Here is a 16187-nt window from a genome sequence, read left to right as displayed (position 1 = left end):
GTCGAACCACCTCAGCGGTACGACTTCTGGTAGCGGGCACGAGCGCCGGGGCCGCCCCACTTCTTCGGTTCGCTCTGCCGTGAGTCGTTCACGAGCAGCGAGCGGTCGAACTCCATGAAGGCGTCGCGGAGCTCAGCGTCGTTGAGGTGCTGCACCAGCCCGCGGGCGATGGCCGTCCGGGCGGCGTCAGCCTGCCCGGAGAAGCCGCCGCCGGTGACGTCGACGTCGATGTCGACGTTCGAGCGGAGGTCCTCGCCGGCGATGCGGAACGGCTCCAGCATCTTCAGGCGAGCCTGCTCCGGCTCGGTCAGTTCGACGGGCTTGGAGTCGATGCGAACGCGGCCCTCGCCCTCGCGCACGGTGGCGCGGGCGACGGCCGTCTTCTTCTTGCCGGACGTGTTGGTTACCATGTGACGTTAGCCCCCAGGTCCTCGGAGATCGAGCCGAGGGAGGTGAACTTGATGTTCGACAGCCGGTCCAGCGAAGTGCCGTCGAGGACGTCGCCGTCCTCGTCGTACGGGTTGCCGACGTAGACGCGGACGTTCTCGAACGCCTCGCGGCCGCGCGGCTTCTTGTACGGCAGCATGCCCCGGATGGACCGCTTGAAGATGCGGTCCGGACGCTTCGGGTAGTACGGGCCGCGGTCGGAGCCGAGCTCCGCTCGCGTCCGGAACTTCTCGACCGTGGTGTCCTCGTTGCCGGTGATGACCGCGTGTTCGGCGTTCACCACGGCGACGCGCTCGCCGTCGAGCGCGCGCTGAGCGACCTTCGACGCGACGCGACCGACGATGCAGTCGCGTGCGTCGACGACGACGTCGGCTTCGAACTCTGCGAGGCTCATCGGATCACCCGGACGTTCGTCCCTTCGGGGTTGTTCGACAGCAGTTCTTCGAGCGCCACGGCGTCGCCCGCCTGGTCGATCTTCGTCTCGGCGGTGCCGGAGAAGTCGACGGCGGCGACGGTGACGTCTTTGCGGAGCACGCCCGAGCCGAGCACCTTGCCCGGCACGACGACGGTCTCGTCCTCGTTCGCGTACCGCTCGATGCGGCCGAGGTTGACCTCCGCGTGCGTGCGCCGCGGCTTTTCGAGCCGGTCGGCGACGTCCTGCCAGACGTTGGCATCGGACTGCCGCGCGACCGACTTCAGTTCGGCGATGAGGTTCTGAAGTCTCGGATTAGTCTTGCTACTACTCATAGTGAGCCCTCCGTAGTGGAGTGAGCCGTGACTCCGAGTCGGAGCCACGAAAGAACGGAGTGGAGTGCAGGGAGCAGGATTTGAACCTGCGGACCTCTACAGGACAGCGCCCTGAACGCTGCGCCGTTGGCCTGACTTGGCTATCCCTGCCCGCACTCCGTCGTACCGCGCCCCCGGTTAAACGGCTTTCGATACTCCACCGGGGCGACGGCGTGCGGTCTCGGCGACCGGCGCCGTCGCTCGCGGTGAAGGCGAGCGCCGTGTGAGCGGAGGCAGCGGACATTGGTGGTTATACTGCGACTTTCTCTGCCAGTTCGTCCGCGCGGTCGCGTAGCGACGCGACGGCGCGGAGCGTCAGCTCGTCGACGGGCATGGAGCCGTCGGATTCGATGTGGAAGACGAACGCGCCGGGGACGTCCGACACCTCCAGCTCCTTGCCGGGGTACCGGTTCGTCAGGTCGGCGCCGAACTCGTCGGTGTGGACGAGCTCGCCGTCTTCGGTCTCGATGACGCCGCGGAGGATGTTCGGTTCCTCCTCGTCGAATTCGTCCTTGTCGCCGACGACGTTCACGCGCTGGAGGTGCCGGTATCCGACGGCCACGCCTCCCTGCTGTTTCGCGTGTTCCTTCCCGGTGTCGAGGACGGCGTCGGCCTCGAACTCGAGGCGCTGGCCCTCCTTCAGCTCGATAATCGGGATGTTTTCGTCGGCCGGCTGGACGAGGTCGTCGGACGTCTCGAGGTCGCCGGAGTACGCCGTCGCCGGGCCCTCGACGTCGAGGGCGAGCGTGACGGTGTCGCCGATCTCGTAGTCGTCCAGCGGCGTCGTCAGCGGAACGAGTCCCAGGCGGAGCCCGACCATCTCGTCGAACATCACCGACGAGTTCTCGACGAACCGAACGGTGTCGATCGACAGGGTGGGCACTTCCGAGAGCACCGCTCGGCGCAGCCCGTTCGCGACCGCGGGCGTCAGCCCCCGGACGAGCAGGCGCGCGGAGCGGTCGTCCCGCGTGATGACCTCCACGTCGAAGTCGTCGTCAGCCATGGATTACAGGCGGTTCTTCTTCGGTGCTCGCGTCCCGTCGTGCGGGATGGGGGTGACGTCCTCGATGCGACCGATTTCGAGGCCGGCGCGAGCCAGCGCACGAATCGTCGCCTGCGCGCCCGGCCCGGGGGACTTCTGTGCGTTCCCGCCGGGGCCGCGGACGCGGACGTGGACGCCTTCGACGCCCTGTGCGAGCACCTCTTCGGCGACCTGTTCTGCCATCTGCATCGCGGCGTACGGCGACGCTTCGTCGCGGTTCTGCTTCACGACCGCACCGCCGGACGACTTCGCGATGGTCTCCGCGCCGGTCGCGTCGGTGACGGTGATGAGCGTGTTGTTGAACGATGCGAAGACGTTGGCGATGGCCCAGTGGCTCTCGCCTTCCGGTGTGTTCTCTGATTCGCTCATTTACTGACCCTCCGCGCGTTCGGGGTGAAGTTCGTCCGCGAGCGGGGACTGCTCGTCGAACGAGACGAGGTCCTCCTCCGCGGTCGGCACCTGGTAGGACGGCCGCGTGACGCGGGCGTCGCCGACGACCACGTGGCCGTGGACGATGAACTGCCGCGCCTGCTTCGGCGTGTTGCCGACGCCCTTGCGGTACGCGACGGTCTGCAGGCGGCGTTCGAGCACGTCGGTGACGTCGAGCGACAGCACTTCCGTGATGTCGTCGTGGTCGCCGAGGATGCCGTACTTGCGGAGCCGAGCGACGAACTCGGAGCCGGCCTCGCCGGCCGCCTCGACGTCGCCCTGCGCCTCGCCGATGAGGCTGCGGGCTTCGCGTCGGTAGTCGCGCAGTTCCGACTGCGCGCGCCACAGCTCCTCCTTGTTGGAGAGGCCGTAGCGGCCGAGCAGGTCGGACTCCTCGGCGATGCGTTCACCCTGGTACGGGTGGTTCGGCGTCTCGTACAGTTTGGTCGAGTTCCCGGTCGTCATTCGCCTTCACCTTCGGCTTCTTCAGCCATCTCCTCGCGGATCTCCTCGACGTTGACGCCGATGGTGCCTTCGGTGCGGCCGGTGGACTTCGTCCGCTGGCCGCGGACCTTCTGGCCGCGCTGGTGGCGGATCCCCTTGTAGGAGTTAATCATCTTCATGCGGTTGATGTCGTGGCGACGTTTCTCGTTGAGGTCGGAGCCCACCTTGTGGGCCGTCTCCCCGGTGAAGAAGTCCTTCTGCCGGTTGACCATCCACTCGGGAATGTGGTCTTCGAGGTTCTCCACGACGTCTACGACGGCGTCGATGGCGTCGTCGTCGAGGCGGCCGATCGTGGCTGTTCGGTCCACGTCGGCTGCCTCGGCGACCAGCCGTGCCGTACGCTGGCCGATACCTTTCATGTCGGTGAGGCTGCGCTCGACGGTCTTGGTCCCGTCAAGGTCCGTCTGACCGATTCGGACGAAGTACTGAAGGTCCTCGTCGTCTTCGGGCGCGTCCTCTGGTTCTTCTGCGCTCATATTGTTGGTGTGCTGGTCAGCGTTGCGGCGGGGATTCGAACCCCGGAGGCTTGCGCCACTGAGTTAGCAACCCAGCGCCTTGGGCCAGGCTTGGCTACCGCAACCTGCATTCGTATGGTCGCCCTTCCGGACTCGGGACCCGACGCCCCTACAGTGACTACACCCGGACTAACTCGGCATCGGTACTTAAACGTCACGAAGTGCGGGAACCGCCGGAGGCGCCGTGTGGCGCGGTAGCACGGCGAATCCCGTCCGTTTCCTTCCCCGCCCGCGAGCAGCGGGTCGGCCGGTTCAGCGGCGAGGCGCTAAAATCGCGGAGGCAACGCGGCAGCACCGCGGCAGCGACCCGCAGGACCGCAGAAGGACCGCGAAAGCGACGCGACAGCACCGCGAAAGCGACGCACCAGCACCGCAGCAGCGACGCGACGGTTACGCGTCCGAGTCCGGCCACCGCTCGATGTACACCGTCTCGTCCGTGTAGAACCGAATCGCGTCGTCGCCCTGCGCGTGCAGGTCGCCGAAGAAGCTGTCGTCGCGTCCGCCGAAGTGGAAGAACGCCATCGGCGCCGCGGTGCCGACGTTGACGCCGAGGTTGCCGGCGGAGACGTCGAGGCGGAACTGCCGCGCCTCGCCGCCGTCGCTGGTGAACAGCGACGCCGCGTTCCCGAACCGCGACCGGTTCACGGTCGCGACGGCGTCGTCGAAGTCGTCGGCGCGGACGAGCGCGAGCACCGGCCCGAAAATCTCGTCGCGGGCGACGGTGTCGTCCGGGTCGACGTCGCCGAACAGGGTCGGCCCGAGGTAGTTCCCCTCCGCGGGCACGTCTCGCTCCCGGCCGTCGAGTAGCAGCGTTCCGCCCTCCTCGACGCCCGTCTCGATGTACTCCAGGACGGACTCGCGGTGCGGCCCGGAGATGAGCGGCCCCATCTCGGTGCCGTCGTCGAGGCCCGCACCGACCGTCAGCTCCTCGGCGGCCGCGACGAGGCCGTCGGCGAACTCGTCGTAGACGTCGTCCTCCACCACCGCGACCGGGTTCGCGAGGCAGCGCTGCCCGGCGTTCGCGAACGCGGACGACAGCGTCTTCTCGACGGCGTAGTCGACGTCGGCGGTCGCGGAGACGACGATGTGGTTCTTCGCGCCGCCCTGCGCCTGCACGCGCTTGCCCGCGCCCGCCGCGGTCTCGTAGACGTGCTGTGCCACCGGCGTCGACCCGACGAACGACACCGCCTCCACGTCGTCGTGGGTGATGAGGTGGTTCACGGAGTCGACGCCGCCGTGGACGACGTTGACGACGCCGTCGGGGAAGCCAGCCTCCTCGACCAGTTCGGCGATGCGGACCGCCGTGAACGGGTCGCGTTCGCTCGGCTTCAGGATGAACGTGTTGCCGGTGGCGACGGCGTACGGCAGGAACCACAGCGGAATCATCGCCGGGAAGTTGAACGGCGTCACCGCGACGACCGGCCCGAGCGGCTGACGCACCGCCGTCTCGTCGATGTCGGGCGCCGCGTGCGGCAGGTGGCCCGCCTGCATCATCGTCGGCGCGCCGCAGGCCACCTCGACGTTCTCGATGCCGCGCCGAATCTCGCCCATCGCCTCCCGCTTCGTCTTCCCGTGTTCGGTCACCAGCGTCTCCGCGAGCGACTCCTGGTTCTCCTCCAGCAGCGACTTCAGCCGGAACAGCGGCTGGATGCGCTGTTCGACCGCGGTCGACCGCCACTCCTGGAACGCCGCGTCGGCCGCCGCGACCGTCTCGTCGAGCGCCGCCGCAGACGAGAACGGGACGGTGCCGACGCGCTCGTTCGTCGCCGGGTTCAACACCTCCTGGTGGTCGTCGCCGCCGGGCGCTCGCCACTCGCCGTCGACGTAGTTCCGCACGGTCTCGTCGACCGGGATAGAATCCATGAACAATGGTGAGGGTAACCCCAAAAAGAACTACCGGCGCCGAGTACGGTTCCCGCACAGCCGCGGCGGACGGTCGTCCACGAGGCCGAACCGGGTCGCCTCCGCGGTCGCCCTGTCGCCTCGGATTCAACGCCGCTCGTTCGACTCTGCACCCGCGCTCGGCGTCGTCCGAGTGCCGTCGGGCCGCTCAGGGGTGCGCGTAGTAGACGACTGTTTCGTCCGCGGCGCCGGTGTCCGCCTCCGCGTCGCCGTCGACATCGGCGTCGGCGTCCGCGGCGGTGTCGCGGTCGTACCGGACGAAGCCGACCCGCTCGAACTGGACGAGGTCGTCAGGTTCGTAGTCGGCGAAACCGGGTTCGGCGTAGCCGAGGACGTCGCCGTGGACCGTCCGCATCCGGACGGGGACGTTGTCGTCGGCGGGCACCCAGTGGACCACCGGGACGTCCTCTTCGCGGACCATCTCGATGTCGGTGCCGACCCAGCGGAGCGTGCCGTCGTCGTTGCGAACGCAGCCGTAGCCTTTCAGCCAGACGCGGTTGCCGTGAGCGGGGACGTCGCCGGCTTCCAGCAGGACGGCGTCGCCGACGGGGATGTCGCGGTCGCCGCGCTCCTCGTGGTTCGGGTGGACCGGCGGATGGCCGGCGTCGGGCCGGTCGTCGCCGGCGACGGCGAGCCGCTGCGCCGGGCCGTCGGGGGCGCGCTTAACCTCGCCGGCCACGTCGCCGCCGGGCGCGGAGACGTCGGTGTCGCGGACCAGGAAGCTCCGGTCCGTCTCCTCGTCGACGAGGTCGCGGTTGTTCGCGTACACGCTCGACATCGCGAGGTCCACGTCGCTGGTGGACAGCCCGAGTTCGACCATCGCGTCGACGATTGCCTGGCCGCGGATGCCGCGGCGCCGCACGGACTTCAGCGTCGGCGCGCGCGGGTCGTCCCAACCGGTGAGGTCGCCGGCGTCGATTCGCTTCTTGATGCTCGAGGTGCTCAGTTTGACGTCGTACTCGTCGACCTGGACGTGCCCCCAGTGGAGCACCTCGGGGTACTCCCAGCCGAAGTAGTCGTAGACGAACCGCTGGCGCTTCGCGGAGTCCTGGAGGTCGATGCCGCGGATGATGTGGGTGACGCCCGTCAGGTGGTCGTCGACGCCGGACTGGAAGTCGAGCATCGGCCACGCGCGGTAGTCGGCGGCCTCCTCCCGCGGATGCGGCGTGTCGACGACGCGGAACGCCACGAAGTCGCGCAGCGCGGGGTTCTTGTGGGTGATGTCGGTGCGGACGCGAAGCACCATCTCGCCGGCGTCGTACTCGCCGTCGACCATCTCCTCGAACTCGGCGCGGACCGTCTCGGCGTCCTTGTCCCGGTGCGGGCACGGCTCGCCGTCGGCCTTCAGTTCGCGGAACTGCTCGGCGGGGCACGAGCAGGTGTACGCGCCGCCCTCGTCGATGAGGTCGCGGGCGTAGTCGTAGTACGTCTCGACGCGGTCCGAGGCGCGCAGCACCTCGTCCGGCTCGAAGCCGAGGTAGTCGACGTCGTCGAGGATGGCGTCGTACGCGTCGAGGTCCGGGCGCTTCGTCTCCGGGTCGGTGTCGTCGAACCGGACGATGAAGTGGCCGTCGTACCGCTGCTTGTACGTCCCGATGACCGACGGCATCCGGGCGTGGCCGAGGTGCCACGGCCCGTTCGGATTCGGCGCCGCGCGCATCCGAATCTCGTCGTACTCGTCGGCGTTCGGCAGGTCTGGCAGCGCCCGCTCGTCCGCCTCGTCCTCCGCTTCGAGTTCCTCGACGAGCTCCGGGGCGAGCTCGCTGAGCCGCTCGCGCCGCTCCTGTTCGTCCATGCCGGCGACCTCCTGTACGACGGGCGCGACGACGCCCGGAATCTGGTCGCCGTGTTCGCGGAACTCGGGGTTCTCGCCCATCAGCGGCCCCATGATGGCGCCGACCTCCGGGTCGGAGCCGTGCTTGAGGGCGTTGAACAGCGCCGCCGTCTCCGCCTCGGCGCGGACCCGCTCTCGCAGCTCCTCGTCCATGTCGGTCATTACGGCCGGCTTCGCCGGCGGGGGTGAAAACGGACCCGGATTCGGCGTGCCGGCGCCGGAACGAAAGAGCCGCGGAGGGCGTGAACGGGCACACCCGGGTAGGGGCGTCCGAACGGACGGCTGTGTCGGGCTTAGACGTGTCGACGTTTCACGTGAGTTAAGCGGCCGACGGCGACGGGGCGCGGACGCGTCGGCACGGAACGTTGATGGGGCGGCGCGGCGTGCCCCGACGCATGACGACGTACTTCGAAGACGTCGCCGTCGGCGACACCTTCGAGCACGGCGACTACGAGGTGACGCGCGAGGAAATCCTGACGTTCGCCGAGCAGTACGACCCGCAGTGGTACCACACCGACCCGGAGCGCGCCGCCGAGGAGTCCCCGTACGGCGGCCTCATCGCGTCCGGGTGGCACACGGCGTCCGTCACGATGCGGCTGCTCGTCGACGGCGTGCTCGACGACGCCGCGGTCGTGGGCGCGAAAGGCGTCGACGAACTCCGGTGGCGCGTCCCGGTCCGCCCCGGCGACGTGCTCCGCATCGAGGTCGAAGTCGAGGAGGCGATTCCCGAGCGCCCCGAACGCGGCGTCGTCAGGCCGCGAATCGAGACGTACAACGGCGACGGCGACTGCGTCTTCTCGATGGTCGGGAACGTGATGTACCGCCGGCGCGACGCCGCGTAGTCACTCCTCGCGGAGGTCGCGCGTCGCCTTCCGGAACACGCCGGTGAGCGTGCTGACCTCCTTGTCCGTCGGGTGTGCGCGGCCGACCAGCCGCCGTATGAGTCGCTCGGTGCGGTCGCGCTTGTGGTCGCGGTGTTCGACCTCGCCGAGGAACGCCGAGAACTGGTCGTACAGCCGCTCGATGGTCGGCTCCGCGGCGCGTTCGCGCTCCGTGTCCGGGAGCTGCGTGTCCGCCAGAAACAGGTCGCGGAGTTCGTACAGCGTCACGGTCGCGGCCTGCCCGAGGTTCAACACCGGGTAGTCCGGGCTGGCCGGGATGGAGACGACTTCGTCGATGCGCGCCAGCTCCTCGTTGTTGAGGCCGCGGCCCTCGCGGCCGAACACGAGCGCCGTGTCGGTGTCGACCGCCGCGAGCGACTCGCGGAGTTCGGCCGGCGTCTTGAATGGGAAGCGGACGTGCCGCCTGGCGTCCTCGCCGGTGATGGCGGTGGTGCCGACGGTGTGGTACCGCTCGACGACCTCGTCGAACGTCACTTCGTCGGCGTTCGGAAGCACGTCCTCGCGGGCGTGGCCGGCGAAGCCGTACGCCTCGCCGCCCTCTTTGATCTCGGGCGGGTCGACCAGCTTCAGGTCAGTGACGCCGAAGTTCTTCATCGCCCGCGCGATGGTGCCGACGTTCCCGGGCGTCTCCGGCTCCACGACGACGACGGCGAACTCGCGGCCGCTCATGTCGGATACTCCCGGTCGAGGTCGAGGTCGAGGTCGGCGTCGTCGAGGTCGGGCGCGGAGCCGTCGGCGTCACCGGCGGCGCCGTCCGCCGAGTCGTCGAAGTCCGGCCGTTCGTCTTCGAGCAGTTCCTGCTCGCGGTCGTAGACGTCCTCCGGGTCCGGCAGGTCCGGCAGGTCGTCCGGCGCCGCTTCGACGTGGTCCATGCCGCCGTAGCCGTCCGGGGCGCGGCCGCCGTCGGCGAACCACTCGTGGAAGGCGTCACGGAACGTCTCCTCGCCGGCGACGTCGCTGCCGCCGCGCTCGCGGAACCAGTAGAGGAAGTCAGCCTCGTGGTCGTCACACAGCAGCACCTCGTCGAGCGGCTCGCCGTACACGATTTTCGCTTCGCGGCAGCGCTGTTTGTCCGCCTCCCCGTGAATCAGGTAGCAGGCGTCACACGGCTTCCCGATGACGACCTGCAGCCGGAGGAGCCGGTGCCGCGGGTCGTGCGGCACCTCCTCCAGCGGCCGCCAGTCGCCGTCGTCCGTGAACAGGTCGTCCTCGTCGAAGCGCCAGCCCCGCAGGCCGATGCTCACCTTACCCATTTGTCGGCCGTTGCGGGTGCGCGGTGATAAACGGCGCGTTCACGCCGCCCGGCTTCGGACGGCCGTCCGTCCGGCCGCTCCCCGCTGCCGGCTCGCGTGGACCGCAACACCGAAGCACGACGAACCCGACCGCGGAGCCATGCGAACAGTGGACGCCGCCGGACTGCCGATCGGCGACGAACACCCGCCCCGAATCATGGGGGTGCTGAACGTCTCGAAGGAGTCGCCGTACTCGCCGTCCGTCTTCGACGACCCGGAGGCCGCCGCGGCGTACGTCGACGAGGAACTCATCGGCGAGGGCGCCGACATCGTCGACGTCGGCCTGGAGTCGGCGAACAAGCGGTTCGAGGTGCTGTCGGCCGAGGAGGAACTGGAGCGGCTCGACACCGCGGTCGCGGCGATGGAGGCGTCGTCGGGCGACGCCGTGTTCAGCATCGAGACGCGGTACCACGAGGTCGCCGACGCGGCGCTCTCGCGCGGCTTCGACATGGTGAACGACATCTGCGGGTTCGCGGACCCGGAGATGCCGGCGGTGTGTGCGGCCCACGACGCGGCGGTCGTGAAGATGGCGTCGCCCCCGGACCTCCAACGGCCCGGCGCCGTCGAGGACGTCGACGACATCTACGACGCGCTGGCGCTGAACGGCTTCACCGACAAGACCATCGTCGACCCGGCGTTCGGCGGCTGGTCCGACGAGAAGACGCTGGAGGACGACCGGGAGACGTTCCGTCGCCTCCGGGAGTTCCGCGGCTACGGCCACCCGATTCTGGTGTCCATCAACCGGAAGAACTTCCTCCGGGAGGTCGCCGGACGCGACACGGAGGCGGCGCTGCCGGTGTCGCTGGCGGCGACGTCGATGGCCGTCGAACGCGGCGCGCACGTCGTCCGCACCCACGACGTCGCCGAGACCCGGGACGCCGCGCTCATCGGCGAGGAGTTCGCCCGCGACCGCGTCCGCCGCGACGCCGCCGGCGACGAGGGCGAAGCGGTGTCTGTTGAGGAACTGGACGTGACGACCGCCGGCGAGGCCGCGCGCCACATCGACCGGGTCGGCGGCGACCCCGCGTTGGCCGGGCAGGCGGTGACGCGCACCGTGGAGTTCTCCGGGCTCGACCCGGAGGAAATCGGGGCGCTGCGGGCCGCTGCCGCGGAGTCGTCGGCGTTCATCGTCGGCGAAGCGGCGACGGTGCTGGTGGTCGGGACGCCCGCCGGACTCCGGAATATTTCAGCGGCCGCAAGTGGCGTTAGCGACGGTCTCGATGCGGCCTTACGGGCGTTACGGGGTGTGACCGAGTGAGAAAACTTATACCATCCCGGCCGGAAGAGGCGACTGGAAGCCGGAAGGGCCCACGGGTAGGGGTACTCTGGTGCGCTTCCGGCCCAATACCGTATTACTCGGCGGATTCGACCGACCAGCCGCAGCCATGACTGCCCGGAGGCACCGATGAACTTCGCGGAGTGGGAGCCGGTGTACGAGCGGATTCTGTCCGACCTCGGGTTCGACCGCGCCGCCGACGAGGCGGTCCGGGACCGCGCCGCCGACTTCGCCGCGCCGTTCGACCTCGACAGGCTCGACTGCGCCGGTCGGAGCGTCGCGGTCTGCGGCGCGGGGCCGTCGCTGGAAGCCGAAGTTTCGGTCGCCCGCGACGCCGACCGAGTGTTCGCTGCGTCCACCGCGACCGACCGGCTCGCGGACGCCGGCGTCGACGTGGACGCGATGGTGACCGACCTGGACAAGAACCCCGAGACCGGCCGGGACCGCACCGCTCGCGGCGACATCGTCGTCGCGCACGCGCACGGAGACAACCGCGAACTCGTGGAGACGTGGCTGCCCCGATACGACGCCGACCACGCGCTTGTGACGACGCAGGCCGCGCCGGTCGACGACGTCGTGAACGTCGGCGGATTCACGGACGGCGACCGCGCCGCGTTCCTCGCGGACCACTGCGGCGCCGCCGAACTCCGATTCGCCGGGTGGGACTTCGACGACCCCGCCGTCTCCGGACTGAAAGCCCGGAAACTGCGGTGGGCGGAGCGGCTCCTCCGGTGGCTCGAACACCGACGCGGCGAACGGTTCCCGGTGCTCGACGGTCGCCGAGACGAAATCGAACGGGTCTGGGCGTAGCGTCGGCGGGTTGGAGCCGACCGAACCGACGCGGAGTTCGCTGCAGCGACGTGACTAAAACATATTTTAGCGGACACTTATCCGGCACCGGCTCCGACGGAGCGTATGGTCGAACCAGCCGATTCGACGACCGAGTTCGGAACGACAATCGTGGGGCTCGTCGCCGACGACGCCGTCGTGCTCGCCTCCGACCGGCGGGCGAGCATGGGCGGCATGGTGTCGAGCAAGCGGGCGCAGAAACTCTTCTCCGTCGCGGACCGCGCGGCGCTGGCGTTCACGGGGTCCGTCGGCGCCGCGCAGGCGCTCGTCCCGGAACTGGAGCGGGAAGTCCGGCTGTACGAGCTGCGGCGGGACGCGCGAATGTCGGTGGAGGCACTCGCCGCCCGGACCGCCGGCCTGATGCGCGAACGGCCGATGCACCTCCAGCACATCCTCGGCGGCGTCGACGACGACGGCGCGCACCTGTTCAGTTTCGACGCCGCCGGCGGCGCGCTCGCACAGCCGTTCGCCGCGGACGGCTCCGGCGGCCCGACCGCGTACGGCGTCCTCGAAGCGGGATACGACGACGGACTCGGCCGCGACGACGCGAGGTCGCTCGCCGCCGACGCCGTCGCCGCCGCCTGCGAACGTGACCTCGCCTCCGGAAACGGCCTCGCCGTCACGACCCTCACCGGCGCCGGCGACGTCGCGGTCGACACCTACGACGACCCGGACGCCGTCGCCTCCTGACCCGACGCGGCCTCCCGAGTGACGTCGACTACCGTCGGGCCGTCGCCGACCAACAGACGCAGCACTTCTCCGTCGCCGTCGCCACTCGCGTCGCCGCTCGTGTCACCGTCCACGTCGCTGTCCACGTCGCTCTCGCCGCTGTCGCCGCTGTCGTCGACGGCGTCGTCGGCGAAGCGGATGGAGACGCGGACCGCGGGCGGCGACGTCGACAGCACGGCTTCGCTCCACTCGGGACCGAGGTTCCACAGCGGCCGGTCGCCGACGGACTCGCCGTGCTCGCTGAAGAACGCCGCGACCGCCGGATGCGTGACGACGGCGAGCGACACCGGTGTCCGAATCCCGAACTGGCACTGTGAACAGCGCCCGACCAGCACCGGCCGGCGTTCGTCCCCCGGGAGCGGGTCGGGCTCCGTGAACTCGATGCGGCCGGTGGCGTCGCCGGCGCAGTCCGGGCAGACGCCGTCCGCGAGCAGCCGGAGCCGGCTGCGGTGATAGGAGTCGAACGCGGCGAGCGCCTCGTCGGCGTCGCGGTCGCGGGCGCCGCTCGGCGGGAACGGAAGCGACAGCAGTTCGGTCCCGCAGTCGGTGCAGGCGACGGCGACGTAGTTGTCCGCGACGCGGGCCGCGAGCGCCGCCGCGCCGCACACCGGGCAGTCGTCGTCGACGGGCTCCGGCTCGCGGTCGACGCGGTCGGTGTACGTGCCGGCGTCGAGCGCCCGCGTGACCTCGCGGCCGGCGTACGTCAGGTGGTAGCGCTCGGTCTCTTCGTCCTTCCGGACGTACCGGTCGACGAGCTGGCGGAGGTGGTACGCGAACCCCGCGGACGTGTCCTCGCCGCTCGCCTCGAACAGCTCCGTGAACGTCGGGGGCTCGTCGGCGGCCGCGAGCCGTCGGAGCGTCCGGAGCCGCGTCTCGTTGCCGAGCGCGCCGAAGGCGTCGTCGGCCCCCGCGGCGTCGTCGCTTCCCGGTGGCTCCGCAGGCGGCTCCGAGTCGCCGCCCGTGTCGTTGCCGCTCACGGCGCCAGCGCCGCCATCGTCTCGCGGATGTCCGCGTCCTCGGCGCCGCGCGGGAACGACACGGCGACCGCGTCGACGCCGTCGACGGCCGCGAAGGATTCGAGGCGGTCGCGGGCGGCGTCGGGGGCGCCGGCGGCGACGACGTCGTCGAGCAGGTCGTCCGTGAGCGCCGCGACTGCCGCCTCGCGGTCGCCGTCGGTCCACGAGTCGTGAATCTCGGTGGCGACGTCCTCGTAGCCCTGCCGGGCGAGCGCGTCCCGGTAGAACGTCCCCATGCCGCCGACGTAGAAGGCGACGTGCTGGCGGGCGAGCGACCGGGCGCGCTCGGCGTCTTCGAGCGCGCAGCAGGTGAGCGACAGCGTGACGCGCGCGTCGTCGACGTCGCGGTCGCCGAGGTCGGCGCCGCGCCGGAAGTCGTCGAGGCGGTCGCGGAGGCCGTCGGGCGTCAGCATCAGCGCGTGCCAGCCGTCGCCGAACCGCCCGGCGAGCTCGACCGACTTCGGCCCCATCCCGGCGACGTCGACCGGCGGCGTCGGCTCCGGCGGCCCCTGTCGAAGCCGGAAGCCGCCGAGGTCGAAGTAGTCGCCGTCGTACTCGACGGCCTCCCCGGAGAGCGCTCGCTTCGTCACCTCGACGAACTCGCGGGTGCGGCGGAGCGGCCGGTCGAAGTCGGCGCCGTGCCACCGCTCGACGACCGCGGGGCCGGACGGCCCGACGCCGAGCCGGAACCGGCCGGCGCTTGCCTCCTGTAGCGTCGCGGCGGTCTGCCCGGCGAGCGCCGGCGACCGCGAGAAGACGTTGACGATGGAGGTGCCGAGGCCGATGTCGTCGGTGCGTTCGGCGGCCAGTGCGAGCGTCGTCACGGCGTCCCGACCCCACGTCTCGGGGAGCCACGCGCGGTCGTAGCCGGCCGACTCGGCGGTCACCGCGAGGTCGACCAGGTCGTCGAGCGACGGCTGGGCGGCCACCGGGAGGGAGATGTCGCGAGCGGTCATAGCGGACGGACGTGACGGAGCGGCAAGAATCTACCCCGCGGCGGCTCCGCCCGCGCCGTCCGCCGTGCCGTTCGCCGTGCCGTCCGCCGCGCCAGTACCGTTACGTTCGAGGCGTCCAACCACGGTCACATGCGCCTGTTCTGGCACCGCCGCGACCTCCGCGGCCCGGACAACCGCGGGCTCACGGCGGCCGCCACCGGCCGCGACTACGGAAGCGACGCGGACGACCACGCCGACGCAGACCCCGGAGGCGACGCAGACGGCGAAGTCGATGTGGACCGCGACGGCGACGCGGTGCTGCCGGTGTTCGTCGTCGACGACGACCTGCTGGAGTACGCCGGCGCGCCGCGCGTCCGGTTCATGCTGGACGCGCTGTCGTCGCTCCGCGAGTGGTACCGTGCGCGCGACGCCGACCTGCTCGTGGTTCGCGGCGACCCGGCCGACGAGCTCCCGCGCGTCGCCGACGAACACGGGGCCGACGCCGTCTACTGGAACCGCGACTACTCCGGGCTGGCGCGCCGTCGCGACGACGCCGTCCGCGACGCCCTCGACGACGCCGGCGTCGCCCACCGCTGCTTCCACGACGCGGTGCTGCACGAACCGGGGAGCATCACGACGAACGACGGCGACCCGTACGCGGTGTACTCGTACTTCTGGCGGAAGTGGCGCGACCGCCCGAAGGACGACCCGGTTCCGGCGCCGGACGCCGATTCGCTCGTCGCCGCCGACGACGCCGGAGCGGTTCCGTCGATGGGCGACCTCGGCTTCTCGGAGCCGGACGCCGACGTGCAAGCCGCCGGAACGGAGGCGGCGCGCGACCGGCTCTCGGCGTTCTGCGCCGACGACATCTACCGGTACGACGACGCCCGCGACTACCCCGCCGAGCGCGCGACGTCCCGGCTGTCCGCCGACCTCAAGTGGGGGACGGTCGGGATTCGCGAGGTGTACGCGGCGACGGCCGACGCGAAAGCCGCGGTCGCCGGAGGCGACGCAGATGCCGACGCAGACGGGGACGACACAGATGCGGACGACGCGGACGGAGACGAATCCGGGGACGACGCAGACGAGCGGGCGGCGGCGGTCGAGGAGTTCCAGTCGCAGTTGGCGTGGCGGGAGTTCTACACGCAGGTGCTGTGGGCGAATCCGCGCGTCGTCGCCGAGAACTACCGCGAGTACGAACACGGCATCGAATGGCGCGCGGACGACGAGGCGCTGCAGCAGTGGAAGGACGGCGAGACGGGCTACCCGATCGTCGACGCCGGGATGCGCCAACTCCGCGAGGAGGCGCACGTGCACAACCGCGTCCGGATGGTCGTCGCGTCGTTCCTGACGAAAGACCTCAGGCTTGACTGGCGGCGCGGCTACGCGCACTTCCGCGAACTGCTCGCGGACCACGACGCCGCCAACGACTCCGGCGGCTGGCAGTGGGCCGCCTCCACCGGCACCGACGCCCAGCCGTACTTCCGCATCTTCAACCCCGCCTCGCAGTGTGAACGGTACGACCCGGACGCCGAGTACGTCCGCCAGTACGTCCCGGAGCTCCGCGGCGTCGACGCCGCCGACGTCCACGACTGGCCGACGCTCGACGCCGACGAGCGCGACCGGCTCGCCCCGGACTACCCCGACCCGGTCGTCGACCACAGCGAGGCCCGCGAGGCCGCGCTGGCGATGTTCGAGGCCGCCCGCGGCGACGACGAAGACGAGTAGG

The 16187-nt window shown here is 70.5% G+C and carries 18 protein-coding genes and 2 tRNA genes; 5 read left to right on the top strand and 15 right to left on the bottom strand.

Annotated elements, in window-relative coordinates:
- Positions 1-11: 11 nt before the first annotated feature.
- The 11 genes from ACQUST_RS12895 to ACQUST_RS12845 form a co-directional block, all read right to left on the bottom strand.
- Positions 12-410 (bottom strand): 30S ribosomal protein S9, encoded by a 399-nt coding sequence (locus ACQUST_RS12895; RefSeq protein ID WP_435129235.1) that lies wholly within the window; start codon positions 408-410, stop codon positions 12-14.
- On the bottom strand, positions 404-841 hold the full coding sequence (locus ACQUST_RS12890; protein ID WP_435129232.1) for a 50S ribosomal protein L13: 438 nt from the start codon (positions 839-841) through the stop codon (positions 404-406). The genes ACQUST_RS12895 and ACQUST_RS12890 overlap by 7 nt, the downstream gene beginning before the upstream one ends.
- On the bottom strand, positions 838-1194 hold the full coding sequence (locus ACQUST_RS12885; RefSeq protein ID WP_435129229.1) for a 50S ribosomal protein L18e: 357 nt from the start codon (positions 1192-1194) through the stop codon (positions 838-840). Before ACQUST_RS12885 ends, ACQUST_RS12890 begins: the two co-directional genes overlap by 4 nt.
- A gap of 65 nt (positions 1195-1259) precedes the next feature.
- Positions 1260-1344 (bottom strand) — tRNA-Leu (locus tag ACQUST_RS12880).
- A gap of 139 nt (positions 1345-1483) precedes the next feature.
- The gene (locus tag ACQUST_RS12875) at positions 1484-2236 is read right to left on the bottom strand and encodes a DNA-directed RNA polymerase subunit D (RefSeq protein WP_435129226.1); all 753 of its coding nucleotides are present in this window, start codon (positions 2234-2236) and stop codon (positions 1484-1486) included.
- A gap of 3 nt (positions 2237-2239) precedes the next feature.
- Positions 2240-2644, bottom strand: coding sequence for a 30S ribosomal protein S11 (locus tag ACQUST_RS12870; RefSeq protein WP_435129223.1), 405 nt, complete (start codon positions 2642-2644; stop codon positions 2240-2242).
- The gene (locus ACQUST_RS12865) at positions 2645-3169 is read right to left on the bottom strand and encodes a 30S ribosomal protein S4 (RefSeq protein ID WP_435129220.1); all 525 of its coding nucleotides are present in this window, start codon (positions 3167-3169) and stop codon (positions 2645-2647) included.
- The gene (locus ACQUST_RS12860) at positions 3166-3684 is read right to left on the bottom strand and encodes a 30S ribosomal protein S13 (protein WP_435129217.1); all 519 of its coding nucleotides are present in this window, start codon (positions 3682-3684) and stop codon (positions 3166-3168) included. The genes ACQUST_RS12865 and ACQUST_RS12860 overlap by 4 nt, the downstream gene beginning before the upstream one ends.
- Before the next feature lie 20 nt (positions 3685-3704).
- A tRNA-Ser gene (locus tag ACQUST_RS12855) sits at positions 3705-3788 on the bottom strand.
- A gap of 325 nt (positions 3789-4113) precedes the next feature.
- Complete coding sequence (locus ACQUST_RS12850) at positions 4114-5586, bottom strand: CoA-acylating methylmalonate-semialdehyde dehydrogenase (RefSeq protein ID WP_435129214.1); 1473 nt, start codon at positions 5584-5586, stop codon at positions 4114-4116.
- A 187-nt stretch (positions 5587-5773) separates the two neighbouring features.
- Complete coding sequence (locus ACQUST_RS12845) at positions 5774-7612, bottom strand: glutamate--tRNA ligase (protein WP_435129361.1); 1839 nt, start codon at positions 7610-7612, stop codon at positions 5774-5776.
- 242 nt (positions 7613-7854) lie between these two features.
- On the opposite strand from ACQUST_RS12845, the gene ACQUST_RS12840 reads away from it, so the two are divergent.
- Entirely contained in the window at positions 7855-8301 is a 447-nt protein-coding gene (locus ACQUST_RS12840) for a MaoC family dehydratase (protein WP_435129211.1), read from the top strand.
- Here ACQUST_RS12840 and ACQUST_RS12835 read toward each other — a convergent pair whose 3' ends face one another.
- Together ACQUST_RS12835 and ACQUST_RS12830 are read right to left on the bottom strand one after the other, a co-directional pair.
- The gene (locus ACQUST_RS12835) at positions 8302-9030 is read right to left on the bottom strand and encodes an RNA methyltransferase (protein ID WP_435129208.1); all 729 of its coding nucleotides are present in this window, start codon (positions 9028-9030) and stop codon (positions 8302-8304) included.
- Positions 9027-9614, bottom strand: coding sequence for a hypothetical protein (locus ACQUST_RS12830; RefSeq protein ID WP_435129205.1), 588 nt, complete (start codon positions 9612-9614; stop codon positions 9027-9029). Before ACQUST_RS12830 ends, ACQUST_RS12835 begins: the two co-directional genes overlap by 4 nt.
- A gap of 139 nt (positions 9615-9753) precedes the next feature.
- Here ACQUST_RS12830 and ACQUST_RS12825 point away from each other — a divergent pair, with 139 nt between their 5' ends.
- From ACQUST_RS12825 to ACQUST_RS12815, 3 genes are all read left to right on the top strand, one after another.
- Positions 9754-10911 carry a dihydropteroate synthase gene (locus tag ACQUST_RS12825; RefSeq protein ID WP_435129201.1) on the top strand — a complete coding sequence of 386 codons (1158 nt, stop codon included), beginning with the start codon at positions 9754-9756 and terminating at the stop codon, positions 10909-10911.
- A 147-nt stretch (positions 10912-11058) separates the two neighbouring features.
- On the top strand, positions 11059-11739 hold the full coding sequence (locus ACQUST_RS12820; protein ID WP_435129199.1) for a 6-hydroxymethylpterin diphosphokinase MptE-like protein: 681 nt from the start codon (positions 11059-11061) through the stop codon (positions 11737-11739).
- A gap of 105 nt (positions 11740-11844) precedes the next feature.
- Entirely contained in the window at positions 11845-12468 is a 624-nt protein-coding gene (locus tag ACQUST_RS12815; protein WP_435129196.1) for a proteasome subunit beta, read from the top strand.
- On the opposite strand, the gene ACQUST_RS12810 is transcribed toward ACQUST_RS12815, so the two are convergent.
- Complete coding sequence (locus ACQUST_RS12810; protein WP_435129193.1) at positions 12438-13484, bottom strand: DUF7351 domain-containing protein; 1047 nt, start codon at positions 13482-13484, stop codon at positions 12438-12440. The two genes, ACQUST_RS12815 and ACQUST_RS12810, sit on opposite strands and share 31 nt — an antisense overlap.
- Positions 13481-14479, bottom strand: coding sequence for a TIGR04024 family LLM class F420-dependent oxidoreductase (locus tag ACQUST_RS12805; protein WP_435129190.1), 999 nt, complete (start codon positions 14477-14479; stop codon positions 13481-13483). Before ACQUST_RS12805 ends, ACQUST_RS12810 begins: the two co-directional genes overlap by 4 nt.
- 129 nt (positions 14480-14608) lie before the next feature.
- Here ACQUST_RS12805 and ACQUST_RS12800 point away from each other — a divergent pair, with 129 nt between their 5' ends.
- Positions 14609-16186: a cryptochrome/photolyase family protein gene (locus tag ACQUST_RS12800; RefSeq protein WP_435129187.1), complete on the top strand. Its 1578-nt coding sequence runs from the start codon at positions 14609-14611 to the stop codon at positions 16184-16186.
- Position 16187: the final 1 nt, after the last annotated feature.

The organism is Halobaculum sp. D14 (assembly GCF_051195135.1).
GTDB lineage: Archaea > Halobacteriota > Halobacteria > Halobacteriales > Haloferacaceae > JBNTKA01.
Note: the sequence above shows the minus strand (reverse complement) of the source record. Positions and strands in the feature narration are given on the sequence as shown.

Excerpts from the sequence above, each read along its gene's own strand:
- ACQUST_RS12830 (WP_435129205.1), bottom strand. The coding sequence starts at position 9,614 with ATGGGTAAGGTGAGCATCGGCCTGCGGGGCTGGCGCTTCGACGAGGAC.
- ACQUST_RS12840 (WP_435129211.1), top strand. The coding sequence starts at position 7,855 with ATGACGACGTACTTCGAAGACGTCGCCGTCGGCGACACCTTCGAGCAC.
- ACQUST_RS12815 (WP_435129196.1), top strand. The coding sequence starts at position 11,845 with ATGGTCGAACCAGCCGATTCGACGACCGAGTTCGGAACGACAATCGTG.
- ACQUST_RS12805 (WP_435129190.1), bottom strand. The coding sequence starts at position 14,479 with ATGACCGCTCGCGACATCTCCCTCCCGGTGGCCGCCCAGCCGTCGCTC.
- ACQUST_RS12800 (WP_435129187.1), top strand. The coding sequence starts at position 14,609 with ATGCGCCTGTTCTGGCACCGCCGCGACCTCCGCGGCCCGGACAACCGC.
- ACQUST_RS12890 (WP_435129232.1), bottom strand. The coding sequence starts at position 841 with ATGAGCCTCGCAGAGTTCGAAGCCGACGTCGTCGTCGACGCACGCGAC.
- ACQUST_RS12835 (WP_435129208.1), bottom strand. The coding sequence starts at position 9,030 with ATGAGCGGCCGCGAGTTCGCCGTCGTCGTCGTGGAGCCGGAGACGCCC.
- ACQUST_RS12865 (WP_435129220.1), bottom strand. The coding sequence starts at position 3,169 with ATGACGACCGGGAACTCGACCAAACTGTACGAGACGCCGAACCACCCG.
- ACQUST_RS12895 (WP_435129235.1), bottom strand. The coding sequence starts at position 410 with ATGGTAACCAACACGTCCGGCAAGAAGAAGACGGCCGTCGCCCGCGCC.
- ACQUST_RS12875 (WP_435129226.1), bottom strand. The coding sequence starts at position 2,236 with ATGGCTGACGACGACTTCGACGTGGAGGTCATCACGCGGGACGACCGC.
- ACQUST_RS12860 (WP_435129217.1), bottom strand. The coding sequence starts at position 3,684 with ATGAGCGCAGAAGAACCAGAGGACGCGCCCGAAGACGACGAGGACCTT.
- ACQUST_RS12845 (WP_435129361.1), bottom strand. The coding sequence starts at position 7,612 with ATGGACGAGGAGCTGCGAGAGCGGGTCCGCGCCGAGGCGGAGACGGCG.
- ACQUST_RS12885 (WP_435129229.1), bottom strand. The coding sequence starts at position 1,194 with ATGAGTAGTAGCAAGACTAATCCGAGACTTCAGAACCTCATCGCCGAA.
- ACQUST_RS12870 (WP_435129223.1), bottom strand. The coding sequence starts at position 2,644 with ATGAGCGAATCAGAGAACACACCGGAAGGCGAGAGCCACTGGGCCATC.
- ACQUST_RS12825 (WP_435129201.1), top strand. The coding sequence starts at position 9,754 with ATGCGAACAGTGGACGCCGCCGGACTGCCGATCGGCGACGAACACCCG.
- ACQUST_RS12850 (WP_435129214.1), bottom strand. The coding sequence starts at position 5,586 with ATGGATTCTATCCCGGTCGACGAGACCGTGCGGAACTACGTCGACGGC.
- ACQUST_RS12820 (WP_435129199.1), top strand. The coding sequence starts at position 11,059 with ATGAACTTCGCGGAGTGGGAGCCGGTGTACGAGCGGATTCTGTCCGAC.